Here is a 17965-nt window from a genome sequence, read left to right as displayed (position 1 = left end):
TCAGGGTTTGCGGCGTGGTTCGGTCGCGGCGCCCTGCGGGCCGCGCTGCGGCAGCAGGGTCGTGGAGTCGACGAACTCCGGCGTGGCGGCGACCTTCGGCAAGCCCGTCTGCTGGTGCAGCGGCGGCGTCGGCCGGGTCGACATCAGGTTGGTCGTGGCGCCCGGGTTTGCCTGCGTCAGGCCTGGGGTCACGGCACGGGGTTTGCGCGCTTCCAGCAGAGGGTTGGGGACCGTGTTGATCTTGGTCTCGGCGGACGGAGCTGCCGCTCGCGTGTTGCCTTTGACGGCACTGCTCTTGGCGCGGGCCGCAAGGCTGCGCCGCTGGTCTTCGGGCAGCGACTGGTAGGCCTGCCAGCGGGCCTGACGCTCCTGCGGGCTCAAGTCCTTGGCGCCCTGGAAGTTCATTCGCGCCTCGGTGCGTTGCTTGGCACTGAGGCGGACCCAGTCGGACATCCGTTGCTGCACCCGGCTGCGCTCGTCGGGCGACATGCGATCGAAGCGCGAGGCCAGCTCCAGCCACTTCTGCTTGCGCACCGGATCGATCGCGGACCAGTCCCGTTCGAGAGGCGCCAGCGCCTGGCGCTGCGCAGCGCCGAGGGAATTCCACGCCGGTCCGCCGCCACCGTTCGGGCCGGCCGCCCCCACGAGCGGCGACACCAGCACCAGAAGGGCGCACAGCACCAGCCCGGTGATCTGCCTGGCGCCAAGCGAAAGGGCGGGGAGCGAGCGCGACGACGTCAAGTCACCCGTCCTCAGTAACCACCGGGTGTGTTGGGCGAGCGCAGGAACTCGGCGAAACCTGCATCGGTGTAAGCATCGGGCGGCAAGTCATCGGCCAGCAGGGCGGCATCGACCTCGGCAGCTGCGGAGATCTGGTCGTCGTCGTGCTGAATCTGGATCAATACCAGCCCCGCCACCAAGGCGATCAAGGGCGCCAGGGTGGCGAGCCGCCAGCCCCAGCCCGGCTCGCCACCCCAGGCCAGCACGTTGCCACCGAGCCGCGTTGCGGCTGGCGCCGTGCGTGTCGCCAGCCGGCGCGCGCGCTCCAGCGCCTGCTCGCGGGCGAAACGCAAGCGCTCCGTCACGTCGCGGGGCAACTCGTCGGCGTGAGTGCTGAGCGCTGCGGCGATCCGCAACGCGTAGCGGTCTTCGAGAAACTGACGCTCGGGTCGGGCAGAACCTGGATCGGTATTCGAATTGTTCATGGCAGCACTCCTTTGGCCCTCAAGGCCTGTGCCAAGCTGTGCACCGCCCGGGAGCAGTGGGTCTTGACGCTGCCTTCCGAGCAACCCATCGATTGAGCGGTCTCGGCGACATCGAGCTCCTCCCAGTAACGCAGCAGGAAGGCCTCTCGTTGACGCCCCGGCAGCCGGGCCACTTCGGTCTCGATAGCGAGCAGGATCTGGGCCCGCGACACGCTGTCGGCTGCCGTTTCGACGGTCGTGGACCCGCCGGCCGCCGCCAGGGTTTCCAGGAGATCGAAGTCGCCGTCGGCATGGGCGGGCTCGAAATCCGAGAAATTGCGCACGACGGCGTTGCGCACCTTCTGCCGCCGGAACCAGTCCATGGTCGCGTTCGACAGGATCCGCTGGAACAGCAGCGGCAGTTCGGCCGGCGGCCGATCAGCGTACTTCTCGGCCAGACGGATCATCGAGTCCTGCACGATGTCGAGGGCCGCGTCGTCATCGCGAACGGCGTAAACAGCGCGCTTGAAGGCGCGTTTTTCGACGCTCTTGAGGAAATCGCTGAGTTCTTTGTCGGAGGCCAAGAGGCGCGGCCTGAGACCGTGGCTTTGGAGAGGCCGCGGATTATGTCACTGCACCTCGAAGTGGCAGCTCGCGCCGCGATGGTGCTGCGCCGATGTCATAATGTTGCCTCGCAAAACGCTCATTGGTCTTCAACACCATCCGACCCGGGTGGCTTTGCCAGACCGCGCAGGTCCCACATCCACCCCACCAGGGTGTGAAGAGGGACACCGATGGTTTTTCGTCAGAGAAATTCACAAAGGTTCGAAATGGACATGTCTGCCGCGGAAATCAAGCGGGCCGCAACGGCCCTGCCGCACCCCTCTCAAGCTGCCGAGCCGAACGGCTCGGAAATCCTCGTTCGCTGCCTGCAGGCCGAAGGCGTCAAGTACCTTTGGGGCTACCCCGGCGGTGCCGTGCTGTACATCTACGATGCGCTGTACAAGCAGGACACGATCGAGCACGTGCTGGTACGCCATGAGCAGGCGGCCATTCACGCAGCCGACGGCTATGCGCGTGCCACCGGCGATGTCGGCGTCGCGCTGGTCACCTCGGGTCCGGGCGTGACGAATGCCATCACCGGCATCGCCACCGCCTACATGGACTCGATCCCGATGGTGATCATCACCGGGCAGGTTCCGACGCCGGCGATCGGCCTCGACGCCTTCCAGGAGTGCGACACCGTCGGCATCACCCGCCCGATCGTCAAGCACAACTTCCTGGTGAAGGACGTGCGCGAGCTGGCGCTCACGATGAAGAAGGCCTTTCACATCGCCCGCACCGGGCGGCCCGGGCCGGTGGTGGTGGACGTGCCGAAGGACGTGTCATTGAAGACCGCGCCGTTCCACTACCCGGCGACCGTCGAGATGCGTTCGTACAGCCCGGCGAAGAAGGGGCACAGTGGCCAGATCCGCAAGGCAGTGCAGTTGCTGCTGCAGGCCAAGCGCCCTTACATCTACACCGGCGGCGGCGTGATCCTCGGCAATGCGTCGGCGCAGCTGCGCCAGCTGGTCGACCTGCTCGGCTACCCGTGCACCAACACGCTGATGGGTCTGGGCGCTTTCCCGTCGACCGACCCGCGCTTCCTGGGCATGCTGGGCATGCACGGCACCTACGAAGCGAACATGACAATGCAGAACTGCGACGTTCTGCTGGCGGTCGGTGCGCGCTTCGACGACCGCGTGATCGGCAACCCGAAGCACTTCGCGTCGGTGGAGCGCAAGATCGTGCACATCGACATCGACCCGTCGAGCATCTCCAAGCGCGTCAAGGTCGACATCCCGATCGTCGGTGACGTGAAGGATGTGCTGCAGGAGCTGATCTCGCAGATCAAGGATGCACAGACCCGGCCGGATGCGCAGGCCCTGTCGGCATGGTGGAAGCAGATCGCCGAATGGCGTGGCCGCGAGTGCCTGAAGTACAAGAACTCCGACGAGGTCATCAAGCCACAGTACGTCGTGGAGAAGCTGTGGGAGCTGACCCGTGATCGCGATACCTACATCACGTCCGATGTCGGTCAGCACCAGATGTGGGCCGCGCAGTACTACCGGTTCGACGAGCCGCGGCGCTGGATCAATTCCGGGGGGCTGGGCACCATGGGTGTGGGTCTGCCGTATGCGATGGGCATCAAGCTCGCCAAGCCGGAGTCGGACGTGTTCTGCATCACCGGCGAAGGATCGATCCAGATGTGCATCCAGGAGCTTTCCACTTGCCTGCAGTACAAGACACCGGTCAAGGTGATCTCGCTGAACAACCGCTACCTGGGCATGGTGCGGCAGTGGCAGGAGATCGACTACGGCGGCCGCTACTCCCACAGCTACATGGAGGCGCTGCCTGACTTCGTGAAGCTGGCCGAGGCCTACGGTCACGTCGGCCTGAAGATCGAGAAGCCCAGCGAGGTCGAACCCGCGCTGCGCGAAGCGATACGGCTCAAGGACCGCACCGTCTTCCTCGACGTGCGCACCGACCCGACCGAGAACGTCTGGCCGATGGTGCAGGCCGGCAAGGGCATCTCCGAAATGCTGCTGGGCTCCGAAGACCTGTAGCGGCGGCGGCACGAACGGCGCGAGGGCAGGGGCTTGCCGGCCCCTCGCCAGGAGCGCGGCGAGTGCAGCCGCCGAGGTCGAAGAACCACACTTTCTCATTTCATCGAAGCGCGTGGCCAAGGGGCTGCGGTTACCGCCGCCGTTCTGAAGAGCGCGAAGGACGATCCAACCATGAAACACATCATTGCCCTGTTGCTCGAGAACGAGCCGGGCGCCCTGTCCCGCGTCGTCGCGCTGTTCTCTGCGCGCGGCTACAACATCGAGAGCCTGACCGTCGCGGCCACCGAGGACCCCTCGCTGTCGCGCATGACCATCACCACGACCGGCAGCGAGGACGTGATCGAGCAGATCACCAAGCACCTCAATCGCCTGATCGAAGTCGTCAAGGTCGTCGACCTCACCGAAGGGCAGTACACCGAGCGCGAACTGATGCTCATCAAGGTGCGCGCCGTCGGCAAGGAGCGCGACGAGATGAAGCGCATGGCCGACATCTTCCGGGGCCGCATCGTCGACGTCACCGAGAAGACCTACACGATCGAATTGACCGGCGACGCGCCCAAGCTGGATGCATTCATCGAAGCGGTGGACCGCACCGCGATTCTCGAAACCGTGCGCACCGGCACCAGCGGGATCGGTCGCGGCGAGCGCATCCTGCGCGTCTGAATCCCGCCCCATCACTGAATTTCGACAGGAGAGAACCCATGAAGGTCTATTACGACAAGGACGCCGACCTGAGCCTGATCAAGGGCAAGAGCGTGGCGATCATCGGCTACGGCTCACAAGGCCATGCCCATGCACAGAACCTCAATGACAGTGGTGTCAAGGTGACGGTTGGCCTGCGCCGCGGCGGGGCTTCGTGGAACAAGGTCGAGAAAGCCGGCCTGAAAGTGGCCGAGGTCGCCGAGGCAGTCAAGAGCGCCGACGTCGTGATGATCCTGCTGCCCGACGAGCAGATCGCGGCGGTCTACAACGCCGAGGTCGCGCCGAACATCAAGCAGGGCGCGTCGCTGGCCTTCGCGCATGGCTTCAACGTGCACTACGGCCAGGTCGTGCCGCGCGAGGACCTCGACGTCTGGATGGTCGCGCCGAAGGCTCCGGGCCACACGGTGCGCAACACCTACACCCAGGGTGGCGGCGTGCCGCACCTGATCGCGGTGCATGCCGACAAGACCGGCAAGGCGCGCGACCTGGCGCTGAGCTACGCCGCGGCGAACGGCGGTGGCAAGGCCGGCATCATCGAGACCAACTTCCGCGAAGAGACCGAGACCGACCTGTTCGGCGAGCAGGCCGTGCTGTGCGGCGGGACCGTCGAGCTGATCAAGGCCGGTTTCGAGACGCTGGTGGAGGCCGGCTACGCGCCCGAGATGGCCTACTTCGAGTGCCTGCACGAGCTCAAGCTGATCGTCGACCTGATCTACGAAGGCGGCATCGCCAACATGAACTACTCGATCTCGAACAACGCCGAATACGGCGAGTACGTGACCGGGCCGAAGGTCGTGACCGAGGACACCAAGGCGGCGATGCGCCAGTGCCTGAAGGACATCCAGACCGGCGAGTACGCCAAGAGCTTCATCCTGGAGAACCGCGCCGGTGCGCCCACGCTGCTGTCGCGTCGCCGCCTGACCGCGGAGCACGACATTGAGGTGGTGGGCGAGAAGTTGCGCGCCATGATGCCGTGGATCAAGGCCAACAAACTGGTGGACAAGAGCCGCAACTGATCTCGGTTTGCTGTCTGCATCGAGGCCGCGACACCGCAAGGTTCGCGGCCTCTTGCCTTCGGTCCCCTGCGGTATCCTCGCGCCCATGAAAGATATTCACGGCGCAACGGCCTCGCAAGGTCGGTGGGCATGAGCATGCATGACGGTACGCAGGATCCGAAGCTGCCGGAGGCTTTCGACGATGTCGACGACGATGTGCCGCGTCGCCCGCGCCGCAAAGGCATCTACATCTTGCCCAATCTCTTCACGCTGGCAGCGCTGTTCGGAGGTTTCTACGCGATCGTGATGGCCATGAACGATCGCTTCGAGCAGGCAGCGATCGGGGTGTTCTGCGCGATGGTGCTCGACAGCCTGGACGGTCGCGTCGCACGCATGACGAACACGCAAAGCGCCTTTGGCGAGCAGATGGACAGTCTGTCCGACATGGTGTCGTTCGGTGCCGCCCCGGCTCTGATCGTCTATGAATGGGCGCTGCGCGGGCTGGGCAAGCTCGGCTGGGTCGCCGCCTTCGTGTACTGCGCCGGTGCTGCGCTGCGGCTCGCGCGCTTCAACACGAACATCGGCGTTGTCGACAAACGCTTCTTCCAAGGATTGCCGAGCCCTGCGGCCGCCGCTCTGGTGGTCGGGTTCATCTGGCTGATGGACGACGCGGGCTTCAAGGAGGTTGGCAGCATCGACTGGCTGTCGTGGATAGCCTTCGCGTTCACGCTGTATGCAGGCTTGACCATGGTCACCAACGTGCCCTTTTACAGCTTCAAGGACGTGAGCTTCAAGCGCACGGTGCCATTCATCGTGATCGTCGCGATCGCACTCTTCATCGCGGTGATCAACCTGCACCCGCCGCTGGTGCTGTTCAGCCTGTTCGTCTGCTATGGCTTCTCCGGCTACGCGGTCTATGTGTGGCGCAGGATGAAAGGCAAGCCGGTCAGCGTCATCGCGACCTCGACCCATGAGCCCGATGAAGAGGGCCTGCATCGCTGACGGCCGCAGCCCTGAGTTGCCACGGTCTGTGACGTGCTATATTGAACTCATGATGTTTCGCGCCCGCCTTTCGCTGCTGCTACTGCTAGGAGTGCCCGGCGCGCGCTGATTGCATACGTCTTTGTTCGTTTCTGCATCTCCGGCCCGCGCGCTTCCTGCCCGCGGGCTGTTTTGTTTTGTCCCGTCATTTCGCACCTTTCGCTGGAGACCTCCATGGCCGACAAGCTCATCATCTTCGACACCACCTTGCGCGACGGCGAGCAATCGCCCGGCGCCTCGATGACCAAGGACGAGAAGCTGCGCATCGCACGCCAGCTCGAGCGGTTGCGGGTCGACGTGATCGAAGCGGGATTCGCGGCGTCGAGCAACGGCGATTTCGAGGCCGTCAAGGCGATCGCCGACGTGGTCAAGGAATCGGTGGTTTGCTCACTGGCGCGTGCCAACGACCGCGACATCGCTCGTGCCGCCGAAGCGCTCGAAGGTGCGGCGCGCTCTCGCATTCACACCTTCATCGCGACCAGCGAACTGCACATGGAGAAGAAGCTGCGCATGACGCGTGAGCAAGTGCTGGAGCAGGCGAGACTGTCGATCCGTTTCGCCCGCAACCTTTGCGCGGACGTCGAGTTCTCGCCAGAAGACGGCTACCGGTCCGACCCGGACTTCCTGTGCCGCGTGATCGAAGCGGTGATCGCCGAAGGAGCGACCACGATCAATGTGCCCGATACCGTCGGCTACGGGATTCCCGAGCTCTACGGGAGCTTCATCAAGATGCTGCGTGAGCGCGTGCCGAACGCCGACAAGGCCATCTGGTCGGTGCACTGCCACAACGATCTCGGCATGGCGGTGGCGAACTCGCTCGCGGGTGTCAAGATCGGCGGCGCACGCCAGGTCGAATGCACGATCAATGGTCTGGGGGAGCGCGCCGGCAACTGCTCGCTCGAAGAGGTCGTGATGGCAGTGCGCACACGGCGTGACTACTTCGGTCTCGACGTGGGCATCGACACCACGCAGATCGTGCCGGCCTCGCGACTCGTTTCGCAGACAACCGGCTTCATCGTCCAACCGAACAAGGCCGTTGTCGGTGCCAACGCCTTCGCACACGCCTCCGGCATCCACCAAGACGGGGTCCTGAAGGCGCGCGACACCTACGAGATCATGCGTGCCGAGGATGTGGGTTGGAGCGCCAACAAGATCGTGCTCGGCAAGTTGAGCGGGCGCAACGCGTTCAAGCAGCGGCTGCAAGAGCTCGGCATCGAGCTCGAATCGGAGACTGATATCAACGCGGCTTTCGCGCGCTTCAAGGATCTCGCCGATCGCAAGAGCGACATCTTCGACGAGGACATCATCGCCCTCGTCAGCGACGAGAGCGTGACCCATGAACACGAAACCTATCGCTTGCTGTCGCTGGAGCAGCAGTCGGCCACCGGAGAGCGCCCGCACGCGAAGGTTGTCTTCGCCGTCGGCGAGAGCGAGTACCACGCCGAGAGCGAGGGCAACGGTCCGGTCGATGCGAGTCTCAAGGCCATCGAGTCGAAGCTGCAAAGCGGCGCTGAAATGCTGCTCTATTCGGTCAATGCCATCACGTCCGGCAGCACAGAATCACAGGGCGAGGTGACAGTGCGGCTGCAGTACGGCGGGCGAGTGGTCAACGGCGTGGGTGCCGACCCGGACATCGTGGTGGCGTCCGCCAAGGCCTACCTGTCAGCCTTGAACAAGCTGCACAGCAAGAACGAGCGCGTTGCCGCCCAGGGGTAACGGGAGGCATTCTTCACGTGGAATGGAGGAAGGGCGCGTAAGTTTTTGATCTTGTGTGCTTTTTTCCTTTATCCTAAACTCTGACGCGAGTCGGAGGGGGTGCCCGTGTTGAATTTGTTGCCTGTGTTTCGTTGGCGTGTGGCTGTGTTGGCGGTATTTGCCATGTGTGCCTTCGGTTTGAGCACGGGTGCCGACGCGGCCTCCAAACGAAGTACGTCCAAGGCCAGTACCAAGACCCAAGCCAAGGTCAAAGCGAAGAGTGTTTGCTCGACCAGGCGGAACTCGGTGCGCACCGTGGTGGCGCGGCCGTCCTTTGGCGAACTCAGTGGCTTGCGCGCCACCGACGACCCGCTCGATCTGCGCTCCAGCGTTGCCCTCGTCATGGACCAGGACACGCATGAAGTGCTCCTGAACAAGAATTCACAGGCCGTGTTGCCCATCGCGTCGCTGACGAAGCTGATGACGTCGGTGGTCGTTGTCGAAGCGGGACAGTCGCTCGACGAGGTGCTCACCATCACCCAGGATGATGTCGACACCGAGAAGGGCAGCGGCTCGCGGCTGGCGGTCGGCACTCAGCTGACACGCGGCGAGATGCTGCATCTGGCCTTGATGTCGTCGGAAAACCGCGCTGCGCATGCCCTGGGCCGGCACTATCCGGGCGGCTTGCCGGCCTTCGTGTCGGCGATGAATGCGAGGGCCAGCCTGCTCGGCATGACCGACACGCGCTACGTCGAGCCGACCGGCTTGTCGAGCCGCAATCAATCGAGTGCGCGTGATCTGGCTGCCCTGGTTGGTGCGGCGTACCAGCATCCGCTGATTCGTGAACTGTCCACCTCGCAGGAGTACAGCGTCGCTGTCGGGCGCCGCACGCTGCAATACCGCAACACCAACGGCCTGGTGCGCAACCCGGCCTGGGACATTGGCCTGCAGAAGACGGGCTACATCGCTGAAGCCGGCCGCTGCCTTGTCATGCAAGCCCAACTGGCGGGCCGCAAGCTGATCATGGTCTTCCTCGATTCCGCCGGCAAATACTCACGCCTTGGCGACGCGGAGCGCGTGCGGCACTGGATCGAAGCCAGCCCGCCGCCGGCAGTCTTGGTGCCTGAAGCGCCAAGGGCCGAAGGCGTCAAAACCACCTCCTGACGAGTCTGCTGCGGGCGCGGCTCCAGAACACAGGGGCCGCGCGCGCATTCAGGTCTTGCCGTTGTGGCCGAGGGCGGCTGAAATCTGGGCCGCCGTCGCCTTCACGCGGTCCATCCAGCTCTCCTCCAGGCGATCGGCCGGTGCCGAGATCGACAGGCCTGCGATCAACGTGCCCTGGTCATCGAAGATGCCGGCGGCCATGCAGCGAACACCCAACTCCAACTCCTCGTTGTCGCGTGCACTGCCGTACTGCAAGACCTTGGCCAGTTCTCGTTCGAGCGCCGGCAGTTCGGTGATGCTGTTGCGGGTGTGCCCGGCCAGACCGGTGCGCGTGGCATAGGCACGTACCCGCTGGGCATCGTCGTGTGCAAGGAACAGCTTGCCAACGGACGTCAAGTGCAGCGGCGCCCGGCCGCCGACGGCGCGCACCACCTGCATGCCCGATCGTTCGCTGTAGGTGCGTTCGATGTAGACGATCTCGTCGCCTTGGCGCATCGAAAGATTCACCGGCTGGTGGGTGAGCTTGTGCAGTTCGCGCATGGGCGCCAATGCTGCTTCGCGCACGTCCAGCCTCGCCTTGACGAGATTGCCGAGTTCGAGCAGGCGCATGCCCAGACGATAACTGCCTGCCTCCGGCCGATCGACGAAGCGTCCGATCGCCAAGTCGTTGAGGATGCGGTGCGCCGTTGAGGGGTGCAGCCCGGTTTGCTCGCTGATGTGCTTCAGTGACACCGGGTCATGGTGTGCCGCCAGCACATTGATCAGCGAAAACATGCGCTCCATCACTTGGATGGTCGGTACCTGCACATCGTTGCGTTTCATAGCGTGGATTGTCGCTCAGCGTGGCGAATTCTTGAACCGCCCGGAGGTGGGGCCACGGCGACCTCCGCCGACGGCGGACGTGAAAGCGCCAGAACGTTCACGGCCCCACGTAAACCCGAACAATTTGCTGGATAAAGGCACCCTATTGGACGCTGCAGCCCGACTCCACTACCGTCGAGTTGCACTGAGCGGTCAGCGCTCCGTGAGGTCAATTCGCATTCGCATCACAAGGAGATCGACATGCAACTGAAGGGCTCCAAGACCGAGAAAAATCTGAAGGACGCATTCGCCGGGGAATCTCAAGCGAACCGTCGCTATCTTTACTTCGCCAGCAAGGCCGACGTTGAAGGCCAGAACGACGTGGCCGCGCTCTTTCGCTCGACGGCCGAAGGGGAGACGGGTCATGCGCATGGCCATCTCGAGTTTCTGGAGGCGGTCGGCGATCCGGCAACGGGTCTGCCAATCGGATCGAGCCGTCAGAACCTGATGGCCGCCGTGGCGGGCGAGACGCACGAGTACACCGACATGTACCCGGGCATGGCCAAGCAGGCGCGTGACGAGGGATTCGACGAGGTCGCAGACTGGTTCGAGACCCTGGCCAAGGCCGAGCGCTCGCACGCGAACCGCTACCAGAAGGCGCTCGACGCACTGGTGGATTGAGTGCCTCGACTGTGGCCGCGGCGGCCTGTGCGCTGCGCCTCGCGCGGCCGCGCGACGGCGTCTTGAACGAGGGGCCCGGACTCCTCGTTCGCCTTGTGCTGCCCCGCAAGGCAGCAGGCAGCCGGGCCTGATCTGCAAAGCCACCGTCCACGGGAGGACTCCGGATGAGCACACGAGAGGGCAATCTCGAAGCCCCCACCCGGCATGCGATCGACTGGACGAGTCCCTCGTACTACGACGAGGCAGCCTGCGAGCAGGAGCTGGAGCGCGTCTTCGACATCTGCCACGGCTGTCGACGTTGCGTGAGCCTGTGCCACGCATTCCCGTCCTTGTTCGATCTGGTCGATGCCACCGACGACGGTGAGGTGCACGGCGTCGCCAAGCAGGATTACAGGAAGGTCGTCGACCAGTGCTATCTGTGCGACCTCTGCTACATGACCAAGTGCCCCTACGTGCCGCCCCATCCTTGGAATCTGGATTTCCCACACACGATGCTGCGTGCCAAGGCAATCAAGTTCAAGAGCGGGGGCGTCGGGGTGGGCGAAAAGCTCCTCGCGTCGACCGATGTGCACGGTCAGTTCGCCGGCATCCCGGTGGTGGTCCAGGGGGTCAACGCGCTGAACAGGACGAAGCCGATGCGCAGGCTGCTCGATTCGGGCTTGCACGTGCACCCCGATGCCTGGCTGCCGGAACTCGCGAGCAGTCGCTTCCGCTGGTCCGCCAGGAAGCAGGGCAGCGCGACGGTCGTCACGAACGGGGAGCGCACACCGGGCAAGGTGGCCATCTTCTCGACCTGCTATGTGAATTACAACGAGCCCGGCATCGGCCATGACCTGATCCGGCTGCTCGAGCACAACGACATCCCGTACGTGCTGGTCGAGAAGGAGAAATGCTGCGGCATGCCCAAGCTCGAACTCGGCGACCTCGATGCCGTGGCCGCCCACAAGGCGGCGAACATGCCCGTGCTTGCGAAATACGCGAAGGAGGGCTACGCGATCCTCAGTGCGATCCCGAGCTGCACGCTGATGTTCAAGCAGGAACTCCCGCTGATGTTCCCCGAGTGCACCGACACGCAACGGGTGAAGGAGGCGATGTTCGACCCCTTCGAGTACTTCATCGCTCGGCACAAGGACGGTCTGCTGAAGACCGACTTCAAGCAGCAGCTCGGCAAGGTCAGCTACCACATCCCCTGTCACGGCCGTGTTCAGAACATCGGCAAGAAGACGGAAGAGATGTTCAAGCTCATCGGACAGAAGGTGACCGTGCAGCTCAACACCGTCGAGCGCTGTTCGGGCCACGCGGGCACCTACGGCGTCAAGACACTCTTCCACCCGATCGCGATGAAGATCGGCAAGCCGGTCTTCAGGAGCATGGGCAAGGACGGGCCCGACTTCATCAGCTCCGACTGCCAACTTGCAGGGCACCACATCGAGCAAGGCATGCGCGTCAACGATCTGCCGGCCGCCAAACTGGCGCACCCGCTCAGCCTGGTGCGCTTCGCGTATGGGCTGTGATCCCGCACAACGAGGATGCCGACATGACCACCATCGCACGTGACAGCCTCATGAGCCTCGAGGCCTATGCCAAGGTTCGCAAGACCGACAAGCCGGAGCTGATCGCACACCGCCGCCTGCGCACGGTGCGGCTCGGCGAACACCTCGGCGTTCAGTTCGAGGACGAGCGCACGATCCGCCGGCAGATCCAGGAGATGCTGCACATCGAGAAGATCTTCGACCAGGAGGGCGTCCAGGCGGAGATCGACGCCTATGCGCCGCTGATTCCCGATGGCAGCAACTGGAAGGCGACGATGCTGATCGAGTACCCCGACGTGCATGAACGCAAGCGGGAGCTGGCGCGCTTGATCGGCATCGAGGACCGCATGTTCGTCGAGCCGGAAGGCCTGCCGCGCGTCTACGCGATCGCCGACGAAGACCTGGACCGCGAGAACGACGAGAAGACATCGGCAGTGCACTTCCTGCGGTTCGAGTTCACGCGCGCGATGGTCGATGCGATACGGGCCGGCGCTGCGGTCAAGCTCGGCTGCGACCACCGAAACTACCCCGCCCACGTGGCCATCGCGCCGGAGACCTTGGCCAGCCTGGCTGGTGACCTGCACTGACCTGCCCGCCGGGGCACTGCTCCGGCTGCCCTTGGGTGGCTGGGGCTTGTACCAGTGACTTGATAGCAATTTTGGATGCCCTTGATTTAGTCAATAAATAAACTGGATAAGAGGGTCGCATTACCATTTCGGTGTGGTTTCACTCAACCCCCACCGATAAGGAAGCACCGATGTCTCTCATCAACACCGAAGTCAAGCCCTTCCAGGCCACCGCCTATCACAACGGCAAGTTCGTGCCGGTCAGCAACGAGAACCTGAAAGGCAAGTGGTCCGTGTTCGTGTTCTACCCGGCCGACTTCACCTTCGTGTGCCCAACCGAACTGGGAGACCTGGCCGACCACTACGCCGAATTCCAGAAGCTGGGCGTCGAGGTCTACGGCATCTCCACCGACACGCACTTCGCCCACAAGGCCTGGCACGACAGCTCGGACACCATCGCCAAGGTCAAGTACCCGCTGATCGGTGACCCGACGGCCACGTTGGCGCGCAACTTCGAGGTGCTGATCGAGGAGGAAGGCCTGGCTTACCGCGGCACCTTCGTGATCGATCCGCAAGGCAAGATCAAGATCATCGAAGTGCACGACAACGGCATCGGCCGTGATGCCTCCGAGCTGCTGCGCAAGGTCAAGGCCGCGCAGTACGTCGCAGCCCACCCCGGCGAAGTGTGCCCGGCCAAGTGGACCGAGGGTGCCGAGACGCTGAAGCCCTCGCTGGACCTCGTCGGCAAGATCTGATCGAACGAGTCTCCCGCAGGCCCCTTCCAATCGAAGCGGGTCCGTAGAACTCTCCGTCGCCGCCTCGTCCGGGGCGGCGGATCACGCGCTCGGGCCTACGAGGCCCGGGCGCAGGGATGACGCATCCCGAGAACGTCAAAGGACACAAGCCACCATGTTGGACGCCGCCCTCAAGAACCAGTTGAAGACCTATCTCGAGAAGGTCAAGCAGCCGATCGAGATCGTCGCGTCCGTCGACGACGGCGAGAAGTCGAAGGAACTGCTGGCGCTGCTGGGCGACATCGCCGAACTGTCGACCCGCATCACGCTCGTCGTGCGCCGTGACGACGCCGAGCGCAAACCCTCGTTCTCCCTGAATCGCCCGGGCGGCAACATCAGCCTGCGTTTCGCCGGCCTGCCGATGGGACATGAATTCACGTCGCTGGTGCTGGCGCTGCTGCAGGTCGGCGGACACCCGTCGAAGGCGGCAGCCGAGATGATCGAGCAGGTTCGCAACCTCCAGGGCGAATACCACTTCGAGACCTTCTTCTCGTTGAGCTGCCAGAACTGCCCGGACGTGGTCCAAGCGCTCAATCTGATGGCGGTGCTGAACCCGAACATCCGTCACGTGGCGATCGACGGCGCGCTGTTCCAGGGCGAGGTCGAGCAGCGCCAGGTGATGGCGGTGCCCACGATCTTCCTCAACGGCAAGGCCTTCGGCCAGGGCCGCATGGGTTTGGAAGAGATTCTCGGCAAGATCGACACCGGCGCGCCGCAGCGCGAGGCCGCGAAGCTCAGCGCCAAGGCAGCCTACGACGTGCTGATCGTCGGCGGCGGCCCGGCCGGCGCGGCGGCGGCGATCTATGCGGCCCGCAAGGGCATCCGCACCGGTATCGCGGCCGAGCGTTTCGGCGGCCAGGTGCTGGACACGCTGGCGATCGAGAACTTCGTCTCGGTCAAGGAGACCGACGGCCCGAAGTTTGCGGCCGCGCTGGAAGAGCACGTCAAGGCGTACGACGTGGACATCATGAACCTGCAGCGTGCCGAGGCGCTGATTCCCGGCAAGCCGGGCGAGCTGACCGAAGTGCGCTTCGCCGGTGGTGCGACGCTGAAGGCGAGCACCGTGATCATCGCCACCGGTGCGCGCTGGCGCGACATGAACGTGCCGGGCGAACAGCAGTACCGCACGAAGGGGGTGACCTACTGCCCGCACTGCGACGGCCCGCTGTTCAAGGGCAAGCGCGTCGCCGTGATCGGCGGCGGCAACTCCGGCGTCGAGGCGGCGATCGACCTGGCCGGCGTGGTGGCCCACGTCACGCTGCTCGAGTTCGCCGGCGAACTGCGCGCCGACGCGGTGCTGCAGCGCAAGTTGCACAGCCTGCCCAACGTGAAGGTCATCCTCCAGGCGCAAACCACCGAGGTGAACGGCGACGGCCACAAGGTCAATGGCCTCAGCTACAAGGACCGCGCGTCCGGCGAGATGCACGAGCTGGCGCTCGAAGGCGTGTTCGTGCAGATCGGCCTGCTGCCCAACACCGACTGGATCAAGGGCACGGTCGAGTTGTCGAAGCATGGCGAGGTGGTCGTCGACGCCCGTGGGCAGACCTCCGTGCCGGGGGTGTTCGCCGCCGGCGACGTGACGACCGTGCCCTACAAGCAGATCGTCATCGCGCTGGGCGAGGGCTCCAAGGCGGCACTCAGCGCCTTCGACCACCTGATCCGCTCGTCGGCCCCTGCGGTGGCCTGAGCGGGCAGGGCCTCAGCCCGAGGCCGGATCGAGGTTGCCATCGACATAGAACCAGCGGCCGGCTTCGCGGATGAAGCGACTGCGCTCGTGCAGGCGGTGGGCGCGGCCCGCCAGCTTGCTGCGCGCGACGAACTCGACCTCCGCCGCATCGGGGCCGGTGTCGCGGTGTCGGCGCACCTCCAGGCCGAGCCAGCGCAGGCCAGGCGCGGGTGGCTCGATCGCGGCCGGCCGCGTCGATGCATGCCAGGTGGCCAGCAGGTGATCGCGGCGGTCGAGCACGAAGGCGCTGTAGCGCGAGCGCATCAGCGCCGGTGCGTCCGGGGCCGCGAGCGGCGTGTCGATGTAGCGGCCACAGCAGCGGGCATAGGTGCCGCCGCCGCAAGGGCAGGGCGATGGTTCGGCACGGAGGGTCGGCGCAGGCATGGCGGCAGAGCCTAACCCGGTTCGCCGTCGCAGGGCGCTGCTACCCTTCGCGCTTCGCCGATCTGCTCCCACCATGCTGTTCCTTCTTTCCCCCGCCAAGTCGCTGGACTACGACAGCGCGGCGCCGGTGTCCGACGCCGGCCTGCCGCATTTTTCGACCCATGCCGAGGAGCTGATCGGCCTGCTGCGCCGCCACGATCAGCGCGGGGTCGCCGAGCTGATGGATCTGAGCGCGGCGCTCGCCGCGCTCAACGTCGCCCGCTACGCGGCCTGGAGCCCGCGCAGCACCGCGGCGAACAGCAAGCCGGCCTTGTTCGCCTTCAACGGCGATGTCTACGAAGGACTGGCCGCGTCCCGGTTGAGTGCCGGACAGGTCACCTGGGTGCAAGAAAACGTGGCGATCCTGAGCGGCCTGTACGGCGTGCTGCGGCCGCTGGACCGCATGCAGCCCTACCGGCTCGAGATGGGCACGCGGCTTGCCAACCCGCAGGGCAAGGACCTCTACGCCTACTGGGGGCCGCGCATCGCTGCGCACCTGAACGAGCGGCTCGCCGACGAGCGCACGCCCGTCGTGGTGAACCTCGCGTCGGAGGAATACTTCAAGGCCGTCGACCGCCGGGCGCTGAAGGCCCGCGTCGTGCACTGCGTGTTCCAGGACTGGAAGGGCGGCGCCTACAAGATCATCAGCTTCCATGCCAAGCGGGCACGCGGCCTGATGGTTCGCTACGCCGCGCAGCGACGCGCGCGCACACCCAGGGCGCTGGCCGGCTTCGACCTCGAAGGCTATGCTTTCGACGCTTGTGCGAGCGAGCCCGATCGGCTCGTTTTCCGGCGCCGCCTGCCCTGACGCCATTGCCGCGCAATCGATCGCCCGATGAGTGCCGCCGCGTCTCACCACATCACCCCGGCTGTGCGCGAGTGGATCGCGGAGCAGGCTCGTGCCGGGCACAGTCCGCAGGTGCTGCTGGAATCGATGAAGGCCAGCGGCTGGGAAGAAGACGCAGCGATCGAGGTGCTCGAAACGGTGCTCAGGGATATCGTCGAGGCCCATGCGCGGCAGCAGGCCCTGCCGTCAGCCAACCGCGTGCCCGAGCCCGCGTTGAACGGGGCGCCGGCGACCCTTTGGGCACATGATCGCGAGGTTCGGGTCGTGATGGCCCTGCGCGACCCCAGGGTGGTCGTGTTCGCGGGCTTGCTGTCGGATGACGAATGCGACGAGATCGTGTCGCTCGCCGGTGCGCGGCTGGCGCGCTCGCACACCGTCGACACCACCACCGGCGCCAGCGAGGTCAATGAGGCCCGCACCAGCGACGGCATGTTCTTCACGCGGGGCGAGCATGCGGTGTGTGCGCGCTTCGAGGCCCGCATCGCGGCGCTGCTGAACTGGCCGGTCGAGAACGGCGAAGGGCTGCAGGTCCTGCACTATCGCCCGGGTGCCGAGTACAAGCCCCACTACGACTATTTCGACCCGGAGCAACCGGGCACGCCCACCGTCCTCAAGCGGGGCGGCCAGCGTGTGGCGACGGTCGTGACCTACCTCAACACGCCCTTGCGCGGCGGCGGCACGACGTTTCCGGACGTCGGCCTCGAGATCAGGCCTCTCAAGGGGCATGCCGTGTTCTTCAGCTACGACCGGCCGCACCCGTCGACGCGCAGCCTGCACGGCGGAGCGCCGGTGCTCGAAGGCGAGAAATGGGTCGCGACCAAGTGGCTTCGCGTGGGCCGCTTCGACTGATGGCAAGTTCTCGGCAAGGTTGACACAGACCTGAATGCCGGTGGGCGATGTCACCGAATCGGCCGGGGCGGCCGTTGTGTCAAGGAGCCCGTTGCTCATTCACCCTTTGAGGAGTTACTGCATGAACAAGCTGATCGCTGGTCTCGTCGCTTCCCTGTTCGTCCTCGGTGCCCAGGCCCAGGCTGCTGCCCCCGCGGCTGCGGCTGCCCCTGCGGCCACGTCGGCCTCGGCCCCGGTCAAGGCGGAGAAGAAGGCGGTCGTGAAGAAGACCTCGAAGAAGAAGTCCAAGAAGGCAGCCGCCAAGCCGGCCGTCTGAGCCACAGCGAGAAGGGGCCCCATGGGCCCCTTGCGTTGACGAC

General features: G+C 65.0%; 19 protein-coding genes. 14 read left to right on the top strand and 5 right to left on the bottom strand.

Features of this window, described 5'->3' with window-relative positions; all coding sequences use genetic code 11:
• Genes ACQY9S_RS07840 through ACQY9S_RS07830 form a run of 3 tightly spaced genes read right to left on the bottom strand, consistent with a single transcriptional unit; the run spans position 1 to position 1768 of the window.
• Positions 1–741 (bottom strand): DUF3106 domain-containing protein, encoded by a 741-nt coding sequence (locus tag ACQY9S_RS07840; protein WP_428424546.1) that lies wholly within the window; start codon positions 739–741, stop codon positions 1–3.
• A gap of 11 nt (positions 742–752) precedes the next feature.
• Positions 753–1205: a DUF3619 family protein gene (locus tag ACQY9S_RS07835; protein ID WP_428424544.1), complete on the bottom strand. Its 453-nt coding sequence runs from the start codon at positions 1203–1205 to the stop codon at positions 753–755.
• Entirely contained in the window at positions 1202–1768 is a 567-nt protein-coding gene (locus tag ACQY9S_RS07830; RefSeq protein ID WP_428424542.1) for an RNA polymerase sigma factor, read from the bottom strand. Before ACQY9S_RS07830 ends, ACQY9S_RS07835 begins: the two co-directional genes overlap by 4 nt.
• A 246-nt stretch (positions 1769–2014) precedes the next feature.
• Here ACQY9S_RS07830 and ACQY9S_RS07825 point away from each other — a divergent pair, with 246 nt between their 5' ends.
• From ACQY9S_RS07825 to pbpG, 6 genes are all read left to right on the top strand, one after another.
• Positions 2015–3790: an acetolactate synthase 3 catalytic subunit gene (locus tag ACQY9S_RS07825; protein WP_428424540.1), complete on the top strand. Its 1776-nt coding sequence runs from the start codon at positions 2015–2017 to the stop codon at positions 3788–3790.
• A gap of 171 nt (positions 3791–3961) precedes the next feature.
• Positions 3962–4453: an acetolactate synthase small subunit gene (gene ilvN / locus ACQY9S_RS07820; protein WP_011829697.1), complete on the top strand. Its 492-nt coding sequence runs from the start codon at positions 3962–3964 to the stop codon at positions 4451–4453.
• A 38-nt stretch (positions 4454–4491) separates the two neighbouring features.
• Positions 4492–5508 carry a ketol-acid reductoisomerase gene (gene ilvC, locus ACQY9S_RS07815; protein ID WP_129451737.1) on the top strand — a complete coding sequence of 339 codons (1017 nt, stop codon included), beginning with the start codon at positions 4492–4494 and terminating at the stop codon, positions 5506–5508.
• 135 nt (positions 5509–5643) lie between these two features.
• Positions 5644–6489, top strand: a complete 846-nt coding sequence (pssA, locus tag ACQY9S_RS07810; protein ID WP_428425636.1) for a CDP-diacylglycerol--serine O-phosphatidyltransferase — start codon at positions 5644–5646, stop codon at positions 6487–6489.
• Positions 6490–6702: 213 nt separating this feature from the next.
• Positions 6703–8244 carry a 2-isopropylmalate synthase gene (locus ACQY9S_RS07805; protein WP_428424537.1) on the top strand — a complete coding sequence of 514 codons (1542 nt, stop codon included), beginning with the start codon at positions 6703–6705 and terminating at the stop codon, positions 8242–8244.
• Between the two features lie 162 nt (positions 8245–8406).
• Positions 8407–9387 (top strand): D-alanyl-D-alanine endopeptidase, encoded by a 981-nt coding sequence (gene pbpG, locus ACQY9S_RS07800; protein ID WP_428425634.1) that lies wholly within the window; start codon positions 8407–8409, stop codon positions 9385–9387.
• A 48-nt stretch (positions 9388–9435) separates the two neighbouring features.
• Here the strand turns inward: pbpG and ACQY9S_RS07795 are convergent, their stop codons facing one another.
• The gene (locus ACQY9S_RS07795) at positions 9436–10209 is read right to left on the bottom strand and encodes an IclR family transcriptional regulator (protein WP_428424535.1); all 774 of its coding nucleotides are present in this window, start codon (positions 10207–10209) and stop codon (positions 9436–9438) included.
• A gap of 240 nt (positions 10210–10449) precedes the next feature.
• On the opposite strand from ACQY9S_RS07795, the gene ACQY9S_RS07790 reads away from it, so the two are divergent.
• The 5 genes from ACQY9S_RS07790 to ahpF all read left to right on the top strand — a co-directional run bounded on the left by ACQY9S_RS07790 (position 10450) and on the right by ahpF (position 15448).
• Positions 10450–10869, top strand: a complete 420-nt coding sequence (locus ACQY9S_RS07790; RefSeq protein ID WP_428424533.1) for a rubrerythrin family protein — start codon at positions 10450–10452, stop codon at positions 10867–10869.
• 164 nt (positions 10870–11033) lie between these two features.
• Positions 11034–12383, top strand: a complete 1350-nt coding sequence (locus ACQY9S_RS07785; RefSeq protein WP_428424531.1) for a heterodisulfide reductase-related iron-sulfur binding cluster — start codon at positions 11034–11036, stop codon at positions 12381–12383.
• A gap of 23 nt (positions 12384–12406) precedes the next feature.
• Entirely contained in the window at positions 12407–12988 is a 582-nt protein-coding gene (locus tag ACQY9S_RS07780) for a DUF3501 family protein (protein ID WP_428424530.1), read from the top strand.
• 170 nt (positions 12989–13158) lie between these two features.
• Complete coding sequence (gene ahpC, locus ACQY9S_RS07775; protein ID WP_428424528.1) at positions 13159–13722, top strand: alkyl hydroperoxide reductase subunit C; 564 nt, start codon at positions 13159–13161, stop codon at positions 13720–13722.
• Between the two features lie 154 nt (positions 13723–13876).
• The gene (gene ahpF, locus ACQY9S_RS07770) at positions 13877–15448 is read left to right on the top strand and encodes an alkyl hydroperoxide reductase subunit F (protein WP_428424526.1); all 1572 of its coding nucleotides are present in this window, start codon (positions 13877–13879) and stop codon (positions 15446–15448) included.
• Between the two features lie 12 nt (positions 15449–15460).
• Here the strand turns inward: ahpF and ACQY9S_RS07765 are convergent, their stop codons facing one another.
• On the bottom strand, positions 15461–15871 hold the full coding sequence (locus ACQY9S_RS07765; RefSeq protein WP_428424524.1) for a YchJ family protein: 411 nt from the start codon (positions 15869–15871) through the stop codon (positions 15461–15463).
• A gap of 73 nt (positions 15872–15944) precedes the next feature.
• Here ACQY9S_RS07765 and yaaA point away from each other — a divergent pair, with 73 nt between their 5' ends.
• From yaaA to ACQY9S_RS07750, 3 genes are all read left to right on the top strand, one after another.
• Entirely contained in the window at positions 15945–16718 is a 774-nt protein-coding gene (gene yaaA / locus ACQY9S_RS07760) for a peroxide stress protein YaaA (protein ID WP_428424522.1), read from the top strand.
• Between the two features lie 27 nt (positions 16719–16745).
• Complete coding sequence (locus tag ACQY9S_RS07755; RefSeq protein WP_428424520.1) at positions 16746–17606, top strand: 2OG-Fe(II) oxygenase; 861 nt, start codon at positions 16746–16748, stop codon at positions 17604–17606.
• Positions 17607–17727: 121 nt separating this feature from the next.
• The gene (locus ACQY9S_RS07750) at positions 17728–17922 is read left to right on the top strand and encodes a hypothetical protein (protein WP_428424518.1); all 195 of its coding nucleotides are present in this window, start codon (positions 17728–17730) and stop codon (positions 17920–17922) included.
• Positions 17923–17965: the final 43 nt, after the last annotated feature.

It is taken from the genome of Methylibium sp. (genome assembly GCF_965279545.1).
GTDB lineage: Bacteria > Pseudomonadota > Gammaproteobacteria > Burkholderiales > Burkholderiaceae_C > Methylibium.
This window is presented reverse-complemented; position numbering and strand designations above follow the sequence as displayed.